Below are 17,633 nucleotides of genomic sequence, written 5' to 3' on the forward strand. Positions count from 1 at the left end.
ACGTGTACATTAGTTGTTAAATAAGGATGCGAATCCTTTCACAAAGGTGGAAACCATCCTGAAAGTCACATGGTCATCAGCGGCGAACTGCCGGACTATATAAGGGGAGAGGGTCGATCATGGAAGCGTTGGCACTGGAGCGTAAGGCAGAACAGAACCGTGAACTGCGTGAGCGGTTAATGCAATTGAAGAAGGAACGTAACGCAATCATTTTGGCACATTATTATCAACGGGATGAAATACAAGAGGTTGCTGATTTCCGGGGGGATTCCTTCCTGCTCGCGCAGAAGGCAGCACAAACGGATGCCGAGGTTATCGTTTTTTGCGGTGTACATTTTATGGGCGAAAGCGCTAAAATTCTGGCACCGGGCAAAACGGTTCTTATACCCGATGAGCGGGCCGGCTGCCCTATGGCGGACATGGTGAACGTTGACGGACTGCGGAAGCTGAAAGCGCAGCATCCGAAAGCCAAAGTGGTCACGTACATCAATTCATCGGCTGAGATCAAAGCTGAGACGGATATCTGCTGTACTTCATCCAATGCCGTGAAAGTGATTCAGTCGGTGGATTCGGATGAAATTATATGGGTGCCTGACAAAAATCTGGGGCATTATGTTCAGCAGCATACCGACAAGAAGCTCATTATCTGGGAAGGGTACTGCAACACGCATGACATGCTGACGGTGAAGGATGTCGTCGAGATGAAGGCCAAATATCCTCATGCTGAATTTGTGGTGCATCCGGAATGCCGTCCGGAGGTTGTTGCGATGGGGGATTTTGTAGGAAGTACCACCGCCATCCTGGAGTATTGCAAGAATTCATCGGCCAAGGAGTTTATCGTGGGTACTGAGGACGGAACCGGTTATCAGCTTCGACTGGATAGCCCGGATAAATCGTTCCATTTCGCTACGAAATTCCTGGTGTGTCCGAATATGAAAGTGAATAACCTCAAAAAGCTGGTTAAAGCGTTGGAAACGATGAAGCCGCAAATTTACGTGCCGCCGGTCGTTGCAGAGAAAGCCAGAACTTCATTAGAGCGCATGTTACAGGTTAAGTAGCATGCGCTACTCTTTCGTGAAAAGACAGGTGAGGCATCGTGATACCGCAGTATTTAATTGATTTTGAGCTGAACGATCTTCCGGTAGTTGAGACGGACGTCATCGTGATCGGTTCAGGCATTGCGGGTTTATATACGGCGATCATGGCAAGTGCGACTCAAAATGTGCTGCTGATTACGAAGAAATCGCTGCTCGAAAGCAACACGCGTTACGCGCAGGGAGGAATTGCAGCCGTAACTGCTGAGGATGACTCTCCGGCCTATCATCGGCAGGATACCCTCTTGGCAGGGGCGGGCTTATGTTCATCTGCCGCGGTGGATGTCCTTGTAAACGAGGGGCCGGTTGGCGTTCAAGAGTTGATTCGGCTCGGTACGATGTTTGATGTGGAGAATGGCGAGCTCGCGCTGACCCAAGAAGGCGCACACAGTCACCGCCGGATCCTTCATGCCAACGGGGATGCTACCGGATATGAAATTGTGCGTGCCCTTTCCATTCAGGTTGAAATGCTTCACAATATAGAGGTGTGGGACGATCATTTTGTCATTGACCTGGTTACCGAGCAGGGAGTATGTCATGGCGCCTTGGTACAAATGCCTGATGGAAAACGGGTATTCGTTCGTGGACGGGCGACGGTTATGTGTTCCGGCGGCGCCGGTCAATTGTACCGGTATACAACCAATCCGGAGGTTGCCACAGCCGATGGCGTTGCCATGGCTTATCGGGCAGGCGCAGAAATTCGGGATATGGAGTTTATACAATTCCACCCGACGGCGCTTAGCTATCCAGGGGCACCCCGATTCCTAATATCAGAGGCGGTTCGGGGTGAAGGCGCTGTTCTTCGGAATATACGAGGGGAACGGTTCATGCCCAGATACCATGATTTACTGGAGCTAGCACCGCGGGATATCGTAGCGCGGGCTATTGTCAGTGAGATGGAAGCAACGGGGTCTACCTTTGTTTATCTGGATATTACCCATGAGTCGCCGGAAATGGTCAGACATCGATTCCCAACGATTTATGAAACCTGCATGCAGTATGGACTCGATTTATCGTCAGATTGGATTCCGGTCTCCCCGGCTGCGCATTATATGATGGGGGGCATCAAAACCAATCTGCACGGCGAGAGCAGCGTGAAACGTTTATTTGCTTGCGGGGAGGTATCGTCTACCGGTGTCCACGGGGCGAACCGTTTGGCCAGCAATTCGCTGTCGGAGGCGATTGTGTATGGTAGTCGTATTGTCGAGCGCATTAAGAGCCTGCCGGAACCTTCAGGCGATCCGCTTCATGTATCATTCCACCTCGGTCGCAAGGACGCTCCGTCCCAAGCGATGGTGGAAAAACGCTTGAAGCTACAGAAGGTGATGGTGCGTTATGCAGGACTTCGGAGAAATCGGGATACTCTATTAAGAGCAGCGGAAGAGCTCGGCCGTCAGCTGCCATTGTTCCAATCCGTGCTCTCCAAGCGTGAGGAATACGAGTTTGCCAACATGCTCACAGCATCCCTGCTCGTGGTTCAGGGTGCGCTGGGTCGTGAAGAAAGCCGGGGAGCCCACTATCGTGAGGATTTCCCGGAGCGGAATGACAGCGTATGGCAGAAACATATTGTCCATACACGGGATCAAGAAATGACGGAGGAATTAAGCGATGATGTTTAACGGATACAACGATGGCCTTCTCCAGAGTATACGGACTTGGCTGCAGGAGGATATCGGGTCGGGGGACATTACGACCCTCACCACCATTGAGCCGGGTCATGAATCCAAGGGCGTTATTCATGCCAAGGAGGCAGGAATCGTAGCAGGCATGCCGGTTGCAGAGCTGGTATTCGAAACGGTTGATCCGTCGCTGACGTTTACGGCATTGGTCCGTGATGGGGACGAGGTTGAAAAAGGAACGGTTCTCGCCGAAGTGGAAGGAAGCACTCACCGTATTTTGACAGGCGAGCGTCTTGCTTTGAATTTGCTTCAGCGTCTGTCGGGTATTGCAACAAGAACGCGTTCTTTTGTTGATGTGCTTGAGGGGTTGCCAACGAGGCTGGTGGATACCCGCAAAACGACGCCAGGCCACCGAATGCTTGAGAAATATGCTGTTCAGGTTGGCGGCGGCGCGAACCATCGTTTCGGCCTGTACGATGCCGTCATGATTAAGGATAATCACATTAAGGGTGCAGGCGGAATCGTGCAAGCGGTCAGCCGTGCAAGAGCCCATATTCCACATACCATGACTATAGAAGTTGAAACCGAGAGCTTGGCGCAGGTAGAGGAAGCACTGGCTGCAGGCGCAGATATTATTATGCTGGATAACATGAGTCATGACATGATGGCGGAGTCTGTTAGAAGAATAAAGGCCAAGGCCCCTCATGTTCGCGTTGAAGCATCGGGGAACGTGACGCTGGAGACCGTGCGCGGGATTGCTGAAACCGGGGTCGACGTCATATCCGTTGGACGGCTGACTTATTCTTTCCATAGTCTCGATATCAGTTTGGATCTAAATGCGAAGAAAGGAGGGACAGAGAGTTGATTCTGGTTGTGGATGTAGGGAATACCAATATTGTACTGGGTGTGTATCAGGGAAAGAAGCTGCTGCATGATTTTCGAATCAGTACATCGCGTCAGTCCACCGTGGATGAATACGGTGTATTGATTCACAATTTGTTTCAAATGTCCAATATACTGGTAAGCCAAATCGAAGGCGTTATTGTTTCTTCCGTAGTTCCTCCCCTTGTGCGTGTGGTCGAGGAGATGTGCAATAAATATATTGGCAAGGCGCCCCTGATCGTAGGACCAGGCATCAAAACCGGACTTAATCTGCGGTATGAAAACCCGCGCGAGGTTGGCGCTGATCGGATTGTGAATGCAGTAGCAGCCGTCGAGCAGTACGGGGGCCCGCTGATTGTGGTGGATTTCGGTACGGCGACGACGTTTGATTGCATCGATGAGGCAGGCAATTATCTTGGCGGAGTGATTGTGCCTGGTATTGGCATTGCCACGGAGGCTCTTGTACAGCGCGCTTCCAAGCTTCCTCGCGTAGAGCTTGAAAAGCCGAAAAAGGTAATCGGGCGCAATACCGTACATGCCATGCAGGCCGGTATCGTTTTTGGTTATGCGGGACAGGTCGATGGCCTGGTCAAGCGTATAAAAGCCGAGATGGGTACGGACAATGTTAAGGTTATCGCTACGGGGGGACTGGCCGAGCTGATTGCCGGCGAAACGGAGTCCATTGAAGAGATTTCTCCCCTTCTGACTTTGGAAGGCTTGCGTATTATTTATGAGCGTAACTAGAACCGATATAAAACCGTTAGATATTACAAACAACTAGAAAGACAAGGAGGCCTCAAGATGGGTAATCAAAAAGACCGTTTGCTGCGGGGAACTGCATTAAACGGGAAAGTACGGACATTTGCCGTGCGGACAACCGCTTTGGTCGAAGAGCTTCGCCAAAGACATGATACGTTCCCTGTCGTCACAGCCGCTTTGGGCCGCACCGTGTCAGCAGCAGCGATGATGGGAGCTATGCTGAAAGGAGACGAGCGTCTTAGCATTCAAGTGCGCGGCGACGGACCGATCGGTTTGATTGCAGCGGAGAGTAATGCTAACGGCGAGGTGCGCGGATATGTCAAAAATCCGCATGTGGAGCTGACGAATATCCGCCCTGGCAAGATGGATGTGGCCGCTGCTGTAGGTACCACCGGCCATATTGATGTGATCAAGGATTTCGGCTTGAAGGAGCCTTACCGTGGCAGCGTGCCGATTATTTCGGGCGAGCTCGCTGAAGACTTCACATACTATTTTGCCGTATCCGAACAGACCAACTCGGCGGTAAGTCTGGGAGTGCTGGTTTCCCCGGATTATTCCGTGGCGAATGCCGGGGGCTTCATCATCCAGCTTCTCCCCGGGGTTACGGAGGATGAGATTACGGAGCTTGAGCTTGCGCTAAGCAAGATTCCTCCGATCACCGAGATGCTGGAAGAAGGACTGGAACTGGAAGACATTCTGAAGCGAGTCGTTCCGGATGTAACCATTTTGGAGGAAATGGAAGTGTACTTCAGCTGTGACTGCTCGCATGAGCGGGTGGAGCGCGCTTTGATCAGCTTGGGACAGGTAGAGCTTGAACAGATGATCGAAGAGGATGGCAAAGCCGAAGTTTCCTGTCATTTTTGCAATGAAAAATATACGTTCGATAAAGAACAGCTGAAATCCGTGCTAGAGCGGGCCAAATCTTAACGTTGGGATGAGCGACCGTGATGACGAGACAAGAGAAGGGATTGTGGGCGACCGTCATTGTCTTGACAGCATGCGTATTGGGTATGGGCGGCTGGATGCTGTTTTCCGGGAATTTTTCGCAAGAGGACTCACCACCGTGGAAAGAGGGCTCCCAACCAGTTGCATCCATCCAGGACAGGGCGATTACCGAAGACGAGTGGGTTGACGAGCTAAAGAAGCGTTATGGCCGCGAAATGCTGATGACCATGCTGAATCGGCACGCCGTGGCCCTTGAAGCCAAAGCGAAGGATATTGATGTTACGGCGGCTGAAGTCGATGCAGAAATCGAAGTCATGAGCCGCAGCTATGGTTCTATGGAGCGTTTCTTATCGGAAATGGAAAATCAGCTAGGCATTACGGAGAGTGAATTAAAGACAGAGACGACGTATCGGCTGCTGCTTGAGAAAATTGCGACTTCCGACGTGCACATCGAGGAGCAGCAGATCGATTCGTATCTGGAACAGTATCCTGACCAATTTCGTCCCAAGAAGCAGCTGAATTTATCCATGATCGAAGTCGCCTCGAAAGATGAGGCGGAACGGGTCATGGATCGGCTGGAGGATGGAGAAGCTTTTGCGGATCTCGCAGCCCAGGTATCACTCGATGAGTATACTCGCGAAGACGGCGGGCAGATCGGACTGGTCGAGGAGGATGATCCCTTTTTGCCGCCGGCACTGCTGGATGCAGCTTTAACGCTGGAGCCCGGGGATATTGCGGGGCCCATCTCGCTCACAGACACCTATGCCATTGTTTATGTGAAGGACATTATCGAGCCTCAGGCCCCTAGTGAGGAAAGCGTCCGCGAGGCGGTTCGCAAGCAGCTGGCTCTGGAGCAGGCGGTGTCTTTATCCGAACTGGAGCGTCAGCTTCGTGAGAAATACGAGGCACGGATTAGTGCTGGTACGGTCACGTTGTAAAAAGAGGAAGTACAGGGAAAGCTCGCTGTGGCGGAGTAAGATGTGGCCGCAGGAGCTTTTTTTGCGTTAGAGGGTGCAAAAGGTTACCTTCGTTGAAGGATGATGGCTTTTAGAGCGCATGCATGCCTAGGAGGCGAGTCCCTCGTTTTCTCGTTCGGGAGGCGCAGGAAAATCCACCTAGAAATGTTGATTTTCGAGGTGTGGGATATTGACAATGACTCGTAACGTTGTTAAGATGAAGGTATAAAAACCTACCTTTTTACTCGGATATCAGAGACCTCAATAATCAAGAATTTGAGTCTATAAGCTGGCTCCGCTTTTCTTTCAACATCCAGACACTACAAATTTAATGATTCAACATTGAATGTATAACACCATTATGGACTTACTAGTTTATCTAAGATTCATATTTAGAGGAGGGCTTCATTCATGGCAAAAGTCGTAAATAATGTGACAGAATTAATCGGTGGAACTCCACTCGTCCGTTTGAACCGGATCGTACCGGAGGATAGCGCAGAGATCTATCTGAAGCTGGAATACCAGAACCCGGGCGCAAGCGTTAAAGACCGGATCGCGATCAGCATTGTGGAAGAAGCGGAGAAGGACGGACGTTTGAAGCCGGGCGATACCATTATTGAAGCGACCAGCGGAAATACCGGTATTGGTTTAGCTATGGTGGCAGCTGCCAAAGGCTACAAAGCGGTTATCGTTATGCCTGAAACCATGAGCTTGGAGCGCCGCAACCTGCTGCGTGCCTATGGTGCGGAATTGGTACTGACACCGGGATCGGAAGGAATGAACGGTGCGGTTAAGAAGGCAGAAGAAATTTTGAAGGAAAATGCCGGATTCTTTATGGCCGAGCAATTCAAGAACCAAGCCAACGTGAAGATTCACCGTGAAACGACAGGTCCGGAAATCGTTGAAGCGATCGAATCCATCGGTGGTTCCCTGGATGCGTTCGTCGCTGGGATCGGAACAGGCGGAACGATTACAGGTGCTGGCGAAGTGCTGAAGGAGCAGTTCCCTGACATCAAGGTTATTGCGGTTGAGCCTGCTGCATCGCCAATCCTTGCCGGAGGCAAACCGGGCCCTCACAAAATCCAGGGCATCGGCGCAAACTTCATTCCTGAAATTTTGAACCAAGAAGTCTACGATGAAATCATTCATGTTGAGAATGACGATGCTTTTGAAACTTCCCGTCGCGTGGCGAAGGAAGAAGGCGTTCTTGGAGGTATTTCCTCCGGTGCGGCTGTATATGCGGCATTGAAGATTGCCAAAGAGCTTGGTAAAGGCAAGCGGGTAGTAGCCGTGATCCCAAGTAACGGAGAACGTTACCTGAGCACGCCGCTTTACAACTTCGAGTAAGATGATATCGTAATATGCACCTATCTCCTTACCTCATCTGGTTGGGGTAACAGGTGGCAAGGAAGGAGCTCTCAATGTGTTTTTATAGCATTGAGGGCTTTTTGCGTATACTACTCCCTAAGATAACGCTTTATTAGAATCCGCCTGATGACCGCTCCAAAAATTATTGTTGGACGAGCTTCTATTTAGGGTTTTCAAGAGAAGCGGGATACAGTATACTGACAGGCAACAGTAAGGCTTTTGATGACTAAGGGAGGATCGGCATGGAGAGAAGAGTGGAGCTGGCCCAGTGGCAGGCATGGGCTGAAGAGGGCTGGTCCGTCGTTCCCTATCTGGTTCAATATAAAGGAGCAACAAGAGGGTTACCCCTGTCATGGAGACATGCATGGAAAGCCGCATCACCATATGCCTTTGTGCTGGAGAGCGGTAAGGGCGGACGCCAGACGTATCTTGGATTGCGGCCGGTGTCCATTCTGCAGGGGAAGGGATGCCATGGTGAGATCATCGAGCTGTCTGACGGTCTGCGAACGCAGGTAACGGGAGAGCCGCTGCACCTGTTAGAGCAGTGGATGAACAAATGGAAGGCGCCCCGTGTAACGGGGTGGCCGGACTTCCGCGGAGGCTGCGCCGGATTCCTGAGTTATGATGTGATTCGGTCGATTGAGAAATTGCCCACGATGGCCAAGGATGAGCCGGGGTTCCTGGATTATATGTGGATGCGTATGGAAGAGATTTGGATCTATGATCATACAGATGAGAGCATCTACTGTTCGGTGCATGTCCCTCTGCCTTGGGCATTCGGGACCGGAGAAGTTTCGAAAGAAAAGAAAGCGCCCGGTGCTTCTGGTGATGAATCCAGTGGTTCGGTGCTTTCAACCGACCAAGAGAAGTTATTGCAGGAGTTATATGATCGGGCTGTCATAAGGGCTGAATCGATGCTGTCCCAATGGAATCAAATGTTCGGAACAGGCTCAGGGAACGACTCGAGTTCCGAGGATGAGCGCGTGCGGCAGGAACGATGGAAGAAAGCGCAGGAGCTGTCAGGGCCGAATGTCGAAATCTGGGATCGGCTGGAGATTGATTTTACGCAGGAAGCGTTCGAGCAGGCGGTGCTCTCGATTCAAGAATATATTCGGCAGGGTGACGTATTTCAAGTCAATTTGTCTCTTCGCCGGCACTTGCAGCTGCATGCGAACCCTGCCGATATTTATGAGTGGCTGCGCATTCTGAATCCGTCGCCATATATGGGGTATATCTCTTCACCGGGATTCAGCTTGGCCAGTGGCTCGCCGGAATTGCTGGTGAAGCTGGATGGCGATGTCGTGTCTGCACGGCCGATCGCGGGAACGCGGCGCCGTGGAAGCAGTCCGGAAGAGGACGAGGCAATGGAAGCGGAGCTGCTTGGCAGCGAGAAAGAACGGGCGGAGCATATTATGCTGGTCGATCTGGAGCGTAATGACATTGGCCGCATTGCCGCATACGGGACCGTGCATGTTCCGGAGCTGATGACGGTTGAGAGGTACTCGCACGTGATGCATCTGGTGTCGCAAGTGGAAGGGCGGATTGCAGAGGGCAACGATGCGTATGATGTCGTTGCGGCAGCGTTCCCCGGCGGCACCATTACAGGCGCACCCAAAATCCGGACGATGGAGATCATCGAGGAGCTGGAGCCTGTGACGCGAGGGCCCTATACCGGCTCCATGGGCTGGATCGATTATAATGGTGATATGGAGCTTAACATTATTATTCGGACCCTCGCCGTGAAGGATGGGGTTGGTTACATTCAGACGGGTGCAGGGATTGTTATTGACTCCGATCCGTACCGGGAATACAGGGAGTGTCATAACAAAGCAAAGGCTTTGATTGCCGCACTGATATGCAGTGAAGAGGAAGCGGCAGCAGTGGCTGCGAATATAGGGGGGAAATAGCATGATACTTGTCATCGACAATTATGATTCGTTTACGTATAACCTGGTTCAATATTTGGGTGAGCTCGGCGAGGAAGTGAAGGTTTACCGGAATGATGAGATCGACATCGCCGGCATCGAGGCGTTGGCTCCGGACCATATCCTGATATCGCCGGGACCGTGCACGCCGAATGAAGCCGGCGTCAGTCTGGATGTGATTTCGCATTTCAAGGGTGTCATTCCGATCTTCGGCGTCTGCCTCGGCCATCAGGCGATCGGGCAAGCCTTTGGCGGCAACGTGATTCGTGCGGAGCGCCTCATGCATGGGAAAACATCTGCGATCCAGCATACGGGTGGCTCGGTCTTCGAAGGCTTGCCAGTTCCGTTCACCGCAACGCGCTATCACTCGCTGATCGTTGAGAAGGAGACTTTGCCGGATGAGCTGGAGATTACCGCATGGACCGAGGAGGGCGAAATCATGGGGTTGCGGCATAAACAATATCCGGTAGAAGGGGTGCAGTTTCATCCGGAGTCCATCATTACGGACCATGGCCATCAGATGCTGCGCAATTTCCTGAAGCGTACGGCCGGCGCCAAAGCATGAAATATATTGGCATAAACGGCAGCATCGTTGAAGCTGCCGAGGCTGTCATACCAGTAATGGATCACGGCCTTCTGTACGGAATGGGGTTATTCGAGACCTTCCGCACTTATGAGGGGAAGCCTTTTTTAATAGAGCGGCACTTGAACCGGCTCATGGACAGCTGCCGGGAGCTCGGGATCGTTCACAGGGCGGATGCTGAGAGGATCAACCGCTGGATAACGGAACTGATGGAGGCAAATGGTCTTCAGGATGCTTATATCCGGTATACCGTAACGGCAGGAGAGGGATTGCTCGGTTTGCCTGCTGGCGATTATTTGAAGCCTTCCGAGATTTTATTCGCCAAAGAGCTGCCGGCCGCAAACGAAATGCTCTACGAGAAAGGCAGAGCCTTGCGAAGATTGTCCCTTCCGCGTAACACACCGGAATCATCGGTTCGGTTTAAATCTCTGCATTATATGAACAATATTCTCGCAAAGCGGGAATTGGCCGGATACCCCGGCCACTCGAATGGTTCAATAGAGGGGCTGATGCTAACGGCGGCCGGGGAAGTGGCAGAGAGCATTGTCAGCAATGTCTTTTTTGTCAAATCGGGTCGATTATATACGCCTGACGTTGGCACGGGCATTTTGCCGGGGATTACCCGGGCCGTGGTGCTGGAATTGGCTGCCGAACTTGGTATTGAAGCCGAAGAAGGCCGATACAGTTGGGAGTTCTTTACCGGAGCGGATGAAATATTTACGACAGGCTCTGTGCAGGAGATTGTTCCGGTCACGACGTTGATTGGAGCTGAAGGCGAGCCTCTAGTTATTGGACAAGGATTGGCCGGTCCGATAACCCGTACATTACTGAGCGCATATAGAAGGAAAGCAGGGCAAAAGGCATGAAAACAACGATTTACGAACGTGAATTTCATCTGAGCAAGGATGCTGTGTTAAAGCTCGGTCAGTCCACGCTCATTATGGGTATATTGAATGTGACCCCGGATTCCTTCTCGGATGGAGGTCGATACAACGATACGGAGCGGGCGGTCGAGCACGCGCTTCAGCTAGTGGAAGAGGGAGCCGACATCATCGATATCGGCGGAGAATCGACGCGTCCGGGCCACGAGCCGGTTGAAGCCGCAGAGGAGCTTGCCCGGGTAATCCCGGTTATAGAAGCCATTCACCGGCACGCGCCGCATATTCCATTGTCGATTGACACGTATAAAGCGGAAGTTGCGCGTCAGGCTATTGGAGCGGGTGCTCATATCATTAATGATATTTGGGGCTTTAAAGACGACGCGGATATGCCCAAGACAGCGGCAGAGCTCGGATGTCCCGTGATCCTGATGCACAATCGCTGTGATCGAAATTACACCAATCTTATCGAGGACGTAAAGCGTGATTTGCTGGAAAGTGTCGAGATTGCGCGGGCTGCAGGCGTGCAGGATCATCATATTTTGCTCGATCCGGGTATCGGGTTTGCCAAGGACTATGATGAGAACATGAAAGTGATGGCATCCCTCGATCAGCTCGTGGGGCTTGGGTTTCCGGTGCTGCTGGCTACCTCCCGCAAACGGTTTATCCAGACCGCGCTTGGCGCTCCGGCACAGGATGTGCTGGAAGGAACGGCTGCCACGGTGGCTTACGGGATTGCCCAAGGCTGCCAGATCGTTCGTGTGCATGACGTGCTGCATATGAAACGGACAGCGAAGATGTGTGATGCCATGACCTACGCTTCGACGGAGCTTAAACGCATATAATTTTTCCTTGGGACAAAGGATGGAAGGACGGAGTACGAGATGGATAAAATGATACTGAGCCGCATGGAATACTACGGCTACCATGGTGTGTTTGAGGAAGAGCGTAAGCTGGGGCAACGATTCTATGTGGATCTGGAGCTGGAGATGGATCTGAGCAAAGCCGCCAAGACTGACGATCTGACGCTCACGGTAAATTATGCCGAGATTCATGATCTTTTGCTGGATATTATGCGGACGGAGTCGTTCCGCCTGATTGAAGCTTTAGCGGAGCATATTGCATCTAAGGTATTGGACACTTATACTATTATCGATGCTTTAACGGTCCGATTGACGAAGCCGCACCCGCCTTTTGACATTCATTTTGAAGGTGTGACCATTGAGCTGCACCGGACCAGGAAGTGAGACAATCATGAATTCACACGCCACCTCTGAGTGTTCAGAGGCTTATATTGCTTTAGGGGCCAATTTGGGTGACCGCGAGGATAACCTGATGGAGGCTTTGGAACGGCTTCATGAAGTACCCGGCATTACGGTAGAGCGCGTATCCAACTTGTATGAGACCGAGCCGGTCGGATACGTGGACCAACCGATGTTTCTCAATATGGCAGCAGCCGTGTCGACATCGCTGAGTCCTCATGAACTGCTTGCCGAAATGCAGCGAATTGAAAAGCAGCTCGGCCGGGTCCGTCATATTCATTGGGGGCCGCGGACGGTGGACTTGGACCTGCTATGGATGGAAGGGCGCCGTCTGGATACGCCGGACCTTGTACTGCCGCATCCCCGTATGCAGGAGCGGGCTTTTGTGCTCAGACCGCTGGCCGATATCGTATATGAGTTCGAACCTTCAGGTCTGTACAATATGGTGAAGACAGCACTTGAGAACCTGGAAGGAAAGGAAGGAATACAGCTTTGGAAAACAAGCAACTGGCGCAGCGTATCCGCGCTTTCCGAAAATTGAAGGGTTTGACCCAGCAAGAGCTCGCTGAGCGAACCGGTATTTCACTAGCCGTCCTTGGTGCGATTGAGCGGGGGAACCGCCGTGCCGAGGAGCAAATGTTGGCTCAGATTGCGGATGTGCTGGAGATTTCATTGCAGGAGCTTAAGGAACGGAGCTAGATCATCTAAATAGGAAGCCGGTGCAGGTTTGTTTTTCATCAAACTCTGCCATTCATATAGGATGATGTTTCTGGATGCAATCTACAAGAACATGTAATTTTTGCGGACTGGACGATAACGCGATGAATGAGTATGATGGTTTGGTTTGAAACTCTGGGATCCCTTGCACGATAACCGGGATCTTTCGACTATAAATATCTGAACACAAAGGGGTGACACATAAAATGGATAAGTTGAAAATCGGAAACATCGAGATGAAAAATCAAGTGGTTCTGGCGCCGATGGCTGGCGTATGCAACCCGGCGTTCCGATTGATTGCTAAGGAATTCGGCACCGGATTGGTTTGCGCCGAAATGGTGAGCGGCAAGGCCATTGTTCACGGAAACAAGCGCACCCAGGAGATGTTGTTTGTCGACGAGCGGGAGAAGCCGCTGAGCCTGCAAATTTTTGGTGGTGACCGCGAATCTTTGGTGCAAGCGGCCAAAGTGGTCGATCAGCAAACCAATGCCGACATCATCGACATTAACATGGGCTGCCCTGCACCGAAGGTAACCAAGATGGATGCGGGTGCACGCTGGCTTCTGGATTCGAACAAAATCTATGAGATGGTGGCGGCGGTTGTCGATGCCGTGAACAAACCGGTCACGGTGAAGATGCGTACAGGCTGGGATAGTGATCACATCTATGCTGTCGAAAATGCACAGGCTGTCGAACGCGCGGGCGGTCAGGCGGTCAGCGTTCACGGACGTACGCGCGAGCAGCTCTACACCGGATACGCGGATTGGGACATCATTCGCCAAGTGAAAGAAGCCGTCTCCATTCCGGTTATCGGTAACGGCGATGTGGTGACGCCGGAGGATGCTCGCCGGATGTTGGATACGACAGGATGCGATGGCGTCATGATCGGCCGCGGGGCGCTGGGCAATCCATGGATGCTGTATCGAACCGTGGAATATCTGAAGACAGGCAAGCTGCTGCCGGATCCGGCTCCGCAGGAGAAAATCCGAATTGCCATTCTGCATATGGACCGTCTGATTGCTCTGCGCGGCGAAGCGGTAGCGGTACGGGAAATGCGTAAGCATCTTGCGTGGTATCTGAAAGGTCTGAAAGGCTCCGCCCGCATTAAAGATATCATTATGGAAGAAACGAAGCGCGACGAAATGGTGAACCTTCTGAACAACTTTGTGAACAATCTGGAGGACCAAGAAGAATCGACAAAAAGTGTATATCCTCAAGCCGTTGCGGCGATGGGATGATTAGGGGTGCAGGCTGTTAACGGATGCGTGTATGCGACATTCGTGACAGCCTTTGCGCGCATTGACTTTTTGAAATGGTTCCCATATAATCTTTCAGTATAAATTCAAGAAATTGAGCAGGCATCAGAGGGAAGTTCTGATCCCCAAGAATTCGCATATAGTATGTTGATACCGTGGTTTAAATTATTTACATGACAGGAGAATCGGTTAATGAGCGATAAAGAAGTCATTCTTACCCAGGACGGTCTGAAGAAACTGGAGGACGAACTTGAGAATCTGAAGTCTGTAAAACGCCGTGAAGTGGCTGAGCGGATTAAAGTTGCCATCGGTTATGGTGATATTAGTGAAAACTCCGAATATGAAGACGCCAAGAACGAGCAAGCCTTTATCGAAGGCCGGATTATAACGCTGGAGAAAATGCTCCGTAATGCGCGCATCATCAATAACGATGATATCAATACGGATGTAGTTGGCGTGGGCAACACGGTGATCGTAGAGGATTTGGAATTCGGCGACACAATGGAATATACCATTGTCGGTACGGCTGAATCGGATCCGCTTAACAACAAGATCTCTAACGAGAGTCCTGTCGGCAAAGCGATTATTGGCAAGCAAAAAGGTTCGGTTGTAGATGTTAACGTTCCTGCGGGCGTTATTCAATATAAAATTGTAGACATTAAGAAGTAAGTCGGAATGTGTATAGAAAGCTTCCTTCGGGGGGCTTTTTTAACATATTAGAATTTATAATTTTTTTGGGGTCCCCGCAAAGTATTTGGAATAAGCATCGTAGCATAGGCTCCACTTTGTGGGGTTATTTTGAATAGGCAAGCTGTGTTGAGGGCTTAATGGGTTAGTGGCATGTCTTGAAATGGCTGCCCTACCGTTAAGTCCTAGCCGAATGTGTACAAGTTGTTTAAGGGCTGTCCGGAAGTTATAGGTGGCGGCGTTTGTGCTGTTGGGGATTACGATGGAAGTGAAATGAAGGAGATGATTGACGATGACGGAAGAAATGAATAACCAGGAACAAGAACAGGAGTTAAGTGAGCTTTTGCAAATCCGCCGCAACAAATTGGACGAGCTTCGGAAGCTGGGGATCGATCCGTTTGGCGGAAAATATGAAAGAGAACATCACGCAGGTGATATTCTGAAGCAGTATGACGAGCTCTCCAAGGAAGAACTTGAAGAGAAGCAGGTGGAAGTGAACCTGGCCGGCCGGATTATGGCTAAGCGCGGCATGGGCAAGGCTTCTTTTGCTCATATTCAGGATTTGAGCGGTCGAATTCAGATCTATGTTCGCCAGGATTCGATTGCAGAAGCGCAATATGAAGCATTCAGCATCCTTGATCTGGGTGACATCATCGGGGTAAAAGGGGTCTTGTTCAAGACCAAAACCGGTGAAACCACCATTAAGGTAAAGGAGCTGGAGGTTCTTTCGAAGTCGTTGTATCCGCTCCCTGAGAAATTCCATGGTTTGAAGGATGTGGAACTCCGTTACCGTCAGCGTTATGTCGACCTGATTATTAACCCAGATGTTCAGAAGACCTTCATTGCCCGTTCCCGTATTATCCAATCGATGCGTCGTTACCTGGATTCACAAGGGTATCTTGAAGTGGAGACCCCGACTTTGCATTCGATCGCTGGTGGTGCGGCGGCACGCCCGTTCATTACGCATCATAATGCGCTGGATATGGAGCTGTATATGCGAATCGCGATTGAGCTTCACCTGAAGCGTCTGATCGTGGGCGGTCTGGAAAAAGTGTACGAGATTGGCCGCGTGTACCGGAATGAAGGGATCTCTACCCGTCATAATCCGGAGTTCACGATGATTGAGCTCTATGAAGCTTATGCGGACTATAAGGATATTATGGCATTGACCGAGAATATGATCGCACATATTGCCCAAGAGGTGCTGGGTACACAAGTGATTTCCTATCAAGGGCATGAAGTTGATCTGACGCCACAATGGCGTCGTGTATCCATGGTGGATGCGGTAAAAGAAGTTGTAGGTGTAGACTTCAGTGTGCAAATGTCCAATGAGGAAGCGCATCGCCTTGCAAAAGAACATAAAGTTCCGGTTGAGCCGCATATGACATTCGGCCACATCTTGAATGCATTCTTTGAGCAGTTCGTTGAAGAGACGCTGATTCAGCCGACGTTCGTAACCGGCCATCCGGTTGAGATTTCGCCGCTTGCGAAGAAGAACGACGTGGATCCGCGGTTCACGGATCGCTTTGAGCTGTTTATCGTGGCGCGTGAGCACGCGAACGCCTTCTCGGAGCTCAATGACCCAATCGACCAGCGTCAGCGTTTTGAAGCGCAGATGAAGGAAAAAGAACAGGGCAATGATGAAGCGCACGAGATGGATGAGGATTTCTTGCGTGCACTGGAGTACGGTATGCCGCCAACAGGCGGGCTTGGTATCGGGATCGATCGTTTGATCATGCTTCTTACGAATTCCCCGTCCATTCGTGATGTCTTGCTGTTCCCGCATATGCGTAATAAGGAATAGAATTTGCTCCATTCATCGATGGTTGAAGAGGCAGTTGACTATAGATTTCTATAGTCGGCTGCCTTTTTTTGTTTGGACTTCTCGATTGTACTTGTTCAGAGAAGGAAGCTGTGTTAAATTTATTTGGTACGATTGTATTAAAAAAGGAGGTTGGCGGAATGATTGGGGCTTTTATTATTGGATGTGAGATTTTATTCTGGGTATTTGTTCTAGCCGGATTAAGCGCAAGATATCTGCTCGGGCTGAAAAGAACGGGCGGAATACTGCTGCTGTGTACGCCGATCATCGACTTATTGTTGATAGCCGTAACCATTATAGATCTGCGTGGCGGGGCGGAAGCCGGATTCATGCATGGGCTGGCAGCTGTATATATCGGGGTGACGATTGCTTTTGGGCATCGGATGATCCAATGGGCGGACGCCCGGTTTGCTCACCGATTTGCAGGTGGCAAGAAACCGGAGCCTGCCCCGAAATATGGATCGGCTCGCGCGAAGCGTGAGCGTCAGGGTTGGTATCGCCATGTGTTGGCGTGGATGATAGGAGTTATGCTGCTTGGCGTTATGATCCTTGTGGTTGGGGAGCTAGCGCGAACAGAGCAGTTAAAGGCTATGGCCTTGCAATGGGCGGTGATCTTGGGAATTGACTTCATATATAGCTTCAGTTATACCTTCTGGCCTAAGAAGCAGGTGAGGTAAATGGATATAATGAATACACAGTATTATAGTAAGTAAATGAATGTATTATTTTACCTTAATACTAATTTGCTCAAAAGGGTTGCATATCGGCGAGTGTCATGGTATATTATATTTCCGGCCAAGAAATACGGTCGAAACAAACGCTTGGGACAACAAGCCAAAATGAATTTGAAAAATTAAATTCAAAAAAAGCTTGCAATGAA

Annotated in this window: 18 protein-coding genes; all 18 read left to right on the forward strand. The window is 50.8% G+C overall.

Annotation, left to right across the window (positions count from 1 at the left end; translation table 11 throughout):
* Nucleotides 1–119 precede the first annotated feature (119 nt).
* Complete coding sequence (nadA, locus tag M4D81_RS31550; protein WP_260069302.1) at nucleotides 120–1,058, forward strand: quinolinate synthase NadA; 939 nt, start codon at nucleotides 120–122, stop codon at nucleotides 1,056–1,058.
* A 38-nt stretch (nucleotides 1,059–1,096) separates the two neighbouring features.
* Nucleotides 1,097–2,713, forward strand: coding sequence for an L-aspartate oxidase (nadB, locus tag M4D81_RS31555; RefSeq protein ID WP_260069303.1), 1,617 nt, complete (start codon nucleotides 1,097–1,099; stop codon nucleotides 2,711–2,713).
* Nucleotides 2,703–3,578 carry a carboxylating nicotinate-nucleotide diphosphorylase gene (gene nadC, locus M4D81_RS31560; protein WP_071221066.1) on the forward strand — a complete coding sequence of 292 codons (876 nt, stop codon included), beginning with the start codon at nucleotides 2,703–2,705 and terminating at the stop codon, nucleotides 3,576–3,578. The genes nadB and nadC overlap by 11 nt, the downstream gene beginning before the upstream one ends.
* Nucleotides 3,575–4,339: a type III pantothenate kinase gene (locus M4D81_RS31565; protein ID WP_071221065.1), complete on the forward strand. Its 765-nt coding sequence runs from the start codon at nucleotides 3,575–3,577 to the stop codon at nucleotides 4,337–4,339. Before nadC ends, M4D81_RS31565 begins: the two co-directional genes overlap by 4 nt.
* A 57-nt stretch (nucleotides 4,340–4,396) precedes the next feature.
* Nucleotides 4,397–5,281, forward strand: a complete 885-nt coding sequence (gene hslO / locus M4D81_RS31570) for an Hsp33 family molecular chaperone HslO (RefSeq protein ID WP_260069304.1) — start codon at nucleotides 4,397–4,399, stop codon at nucleotides 5,279–5,281.
* A 20-nt stretch (nucleotides 5,282–5,301) separates the two neighbouring features.
* Nucleotides 5,302–6,237 (forward strand): peptidylprolyl isomerase, encoded by a 936-nt coding sequence (locus M4D81_RS31575; RefSeq protein ID WP_071221063.1) that lies wholly within the window; start codon nucleotides 5,302–5,304, stop codon nucleotides 6,235–6,237.
* Nucleotides 6,238–6,666: 429 nt separating this feature from the next.
* Complete coding sequence (gene cysK / locus M4D81_RS31580) at nucleotides 6,667–7,602, forward strand: cysteine synthase A (RefSeq protein ID WP_113057420.1); 936 nt, start codon at nucleotides 6,667–6,669, stop codon at nucleotides 7,600–7,602.
* 263 nt (nucleotides 7,603–7,865) lie between these two features.
* Complete coding sequence (locus tag M4D81_RS31585) at nucleotides 7,866–9,530, forward strand: anthranilate synthase component I family protein (RefSeq protein ID WP_260069305.1); 1,665 nt, start codon at nucleotides 7,866–7,868, stop codon at nucleotides 9,528–9,530.
* 1 nt (nucleotide 9,531) lies between these two features.
* Nucleotides 9,532–10,113, forward strand: coding sequence for an aminodeoxychorismate/anthranilate synthase component II (pabA, locus tag M4D81_RS31590; protein WP_071221060.1), 582 nt, complete (start codon nucleotides 9,532–9,534; stop codon nucleotides 10,111–10,113).
* Complete coding sequence (locus tag M4D81_RS31595) at nucleotides 10,110–10,997, forward strand: aminotransferase class IV (RefSeq protein WP_260069306.1); 888 nt, start codon at nucleotides 10,110–10,112, stop codon at nucleotides 10,995–10,997. The genes pabA and M4D81_RS31595 overlap by 4 nt, the downstream gene beginning before the upstream one ends.
* Nucleotides 10,994–11,854: a dihydropteroate synthase gene (gene folP, locus M4D81_RS31600; protein WP_260069307.1), complete on the forward strand. Its 861-nt coding sequence runs from the start codon at nucleotides 10,994–10,996 to the stop codon at nucleotides 11,852–11,854. Before M4D81_RS31595 ends, folP begins: the two co-directional genes overlap by 4 nt.
* A 39-nt stretch (nucleotides 11,855–11,893) precedes the next feature.
* Nucleotides 11,894–12,256 (forward strand): dihydroneopterin aldolase, encoded by a 363-nt coding sequence (folB, locus tag M4D81_RS31605; protein WP_006207454.1) that lies wholly within the window; start codon nucleotides 11,894–11,896, stop codon nucleotides 12,254–12,256.
* A gap of 7 nt (nucleotides 12,257–12,263) precedes the next feature.
* Nucleotides 12,264–12,812, forward strand: coding sequence for a 2-amino-4-hydroxy-6-hydroxymethyldihydropteridine diphosphokinase (folK, locus tag M4D81_RS31610; RefSeq protein ID WP_071221057.1), 549 nt, complete (start codon nucleotides 12,264–12,266; stop codon nucleotides 12,810–12,812).
* Nucleotides 12,764–12,970 (forward strand): helix-turn-helix domain-containing protein, encoded by a 207-nt coding sequence (locus M4D81_RS31615; protein ID WP_071221056.1) that lies wholly within the window; start codon nucleotides 12,764–12,766, stop codon nucleotides 12,968–12,970. Before folK ends, M4D81_RS31615 begins: the two co-directional genes overlap by 49 nt.
* A 224-nt stretch (nucleotides 12,971–13,194) precedes the next feature.
* Nucleotides 13,195–14,226 (forward strand): tRNA dihydrouridine synthase DusB, encoded by a 1,032-nt coding sequence (gene dusB / locus M4D81_RS31620; RefSeq protein WP_071221055.1) that lies wholly within the window; start codon nucleotides 13,195–13,197, stop codon nucleotides 14,224–14,226.
* 210 nt (nucleotides 14,227–14,436) lie between these two features.
* Entirely contained in the window at nucleotides 14,437–14,913 is a 477-nt protein-coding gene (gene greA / locus M4D81_RS31625; RefSeq protein WP_009591919.1) for a transcription elongation factor GreA, read from the forward strand.
* 310 nt (nucleotides 14,914–15,223) lie between these two features.
* A complete protein-coding gene (gene lysS, locus M4D81_RS31630) occupies nucleotides 15,224–16,735 on the forward strand; it encodes a lysine--tRNA ligase (RefSeq protein ID WP_260069308.1) in 1,512 nt (503 codons plus the stop codon).
* 158 nt (nucleotides 16,736–16,893) lie between these two features.
* The gene (locus M4D81_RS31635; protein WP_071221053.1) at nucleotides 16,894–17,430 is read left to right on the forward strand and encodes a hypothetical protein; all 537 of its coding nucleotides are present in this window, start codon (nucleotides 16,894–16,896) and stop codon (nucleotides 17,428–17,430) included.
* Nucleotides 17,431–17,633: the final 203 nt, after the last annotated feature.

This window comes from Paenibacillus sp. p3-SID867 (assembly GCF_025142895.1).
GTDB lineage: Bacteria > Bacillota > Bacilli > Paenibacillales > Paenibacillaceae > Paenibacillus_AQ.

Bases quoted from the DNA above. Each gene is read 5' to 3' on its own strand.
- folP (WP_260069307.1), top strand. From the start codon at position 10,994: ATGAAAACAACGATTTACGAACGTGAATTTCATCTGAGCAAGGATGCT.
- M4D81_RS31585 (WP_260069305.1), top strand. From the start codon at position 7,866: ATGGAGAGAAGAGTGGAGCTGGCCCAGTGGCAGGCATGGGCTGAAGAG.
- hslO (WP_260069304.1), top strand. From the start codon at position 4,397: ATGGGTAATCAAAAAGACCGTTTGCTGCGGGGAACTGCATTAAACGGG.
- pabA (WP_071221060.1), top strand. From the start codon at position 9,532: ATGATACTTGTCATCGACAATTATGATTCGTTTACGTATAACCTGGTT.
- folB (WP_006207454.1), top strand. From the start codon at position 11,894: ATGGATAAAATGATACTGAGCCGCATGGAATACTACGGCTACCATGGT.
- M4D81_RS31635 (WP_071221053.1), top strand. From the start codon at position 16,894: ATGATTGGGGCTTTTATTATTGGATGTGAGATTTTATTCTGGGTATTT.
- M4D81_RS31575 (WP_071221063.1), top strand. From the start codon at position 5,302: ATGACGAGACAAGAGAAGGGATTGTGGGCGACCGTCATTGTCTTGACA.
- folK (WP_071221057.1), top strand. From the start codon at position 12,264: ATGAATTCACACGCCACCTCTGAGTGTTCAGAGGCTTATATTGCTTTA.
- nadA (WP_260069302.1), top strand. From the start codon at position 120: ATGGAAGCGTTGGCACTGGAGCGTAAGGCAGAACAGAACCGTGAACTG.
- greA (WP_009591919.1), top strand. From the start codon at position 14,437: ATGAGCGATAAAGAAGTCATTCTTACCCAGGACGGTCTGAAGAAACTG.
- lysS (WP_260069308.1), top strand. From the start codon at position 15,224: ATGACGGAAGAAATGAATAACCAGGAACAAGAACAGGAGTTAAGTGAG.
- dusB (WP_071221055.1), top strand. From the start codon at position 13,195: ATGGATAAGTTGAAAATCGGAAACATCGAGATGAAAAATCAAGTGGTT.
- M4D81_RS31595 (WP_260069306.1), top strand. From the start codon at position 10,110: ATGAAATATATTGGCATAAACGGCAGCATCGTTGAAGCTGCCGAGGCT.
- cysK (WP_113057420.1), top strand. From the start codon at position 6,667: ATGGCAAAAGTCGTAAATAATGTGACAGAATTAATCGGTGGAACTCCA.
- nadC (WP_071221066.1), top strand. From the start codon at position 2,703: ATGATGTTTAACGGATACAACGATGGCCTTCTCCAGAGTATACGGACT.